Source organism: Kitasatospora sp. NPDC059747, from assembly GCF_042732955.1.
Lineage (GTDB): Bacteria > Actinomycetota > Actinomycetes > Streptomycetales > Streptomycetaceae > Kitasatospora.
Window position 1 is genome coordinate 1 of sequence record NZ_JBHWGV010000293.1, and the last position, 1,079, is coordinate 1,079.

The 1,079-nt window shown below is 68.8% G+C and carries 1 protein-coding gene; it reads right to left on the reverse strand.

What is annotated here, in order from left to right; translation table 11 throughout:
* On the reverse strand, positions 1-1,079 hold a 1,079-nt coding region (locus ACFV4G_RS43565), incomplete at both ends, for a HAMP domain-containing protein (protein WP_380449227.1).

The window sequence follows — 1,079 nt, forward strand, 5'->3', positions numbered from 1 at the left end:
CCCGCGCCCCGACTTCGACGTGGCGGGCATGCACCACGCGCCGGGTGAGATCGCCTTCGCCCTCGGCGATCTCGTCCAGGGCCTCGGCCACGGTGCGGATCGGCCGGCTGATGGCGTGACCGAGCCAGGCGATCAGGCCCAGGCTGACGATGGCCAGCAGGGCGGTCAGCCACAGCTGGGTACGCATGCTGTGCTCTTGCGCGTCGTCCAGGGCTGCGGCCAGTTGCTGCTGGGGCATCAGCACGGTCTGCCGGGGCACCCTGATCAGGGTGGTCCAGTGTCCGCCTTCGCTGCCGGGGAAGCTGGAGAGAGCCAGCAGGTCGTCGTCCAGTTCCAGCAGCGCCTGGTTGTCCGTGGACAGCGCCTGGGCGAGGCGGGCGTCGAGGGTGGCGAGCGGTTTGCCGAGGTTGTCCGGCGACTGGCTGTCGGCGGCGATCACGCCCCGGGGACTGACCAGCAGCACCCGCGCGGCGCCGTGGTACAGGCTGCTGGCGGACTGCACCGCGTGGTCCTGCAGGCTGGCCAGGCTGATGTCCAGGCTGAGGGTGCCGATGGCGCGCTGCCGGTCGAGCAGCGGCACCGCCACCGTGGTCATCAGGGTGCTGGCGCCGGCCGCATCGGTGTAGGCATAGGGCTCGGTAATGCAGGTACGTCCTTGCTTGAGCGGGCAGTTGTACCAGAAGGTCGCCGCGGTGCCGTCGTCTTGCAGTTCCTTTTCGGCAATGGTGTAGCCGCTGGTTTTTGCCGATTGATACACGGCGAAGCGGCCCCGCTCGTTGCCCGCAAAGGGCTGGTTGAGGAAGGCCGGGTCCTGGGTGCTGTCGGGTTCGAAGGCGAGGGCCAGGCCGAAGGCGCTGGAAGCCTTGGCCTGGACCGCGAGGGCGTGGCTGGAGAACTGTCGGAAGTCGGCCTCGGTCACGCCCCAGGCACCCTGGATCCGGCGGTTTTCGCTGAACTGGCGGGCAATCGATTCGCCCTCGACCACGCTGCGCTGCAACAGCGAAAGGGTCTGTTGCGCCTGCGCCTGGCTGGCTTCGCTCAGGTACAGGCGGGCGTCGTTTTCCAGGGTACTGGCGGTT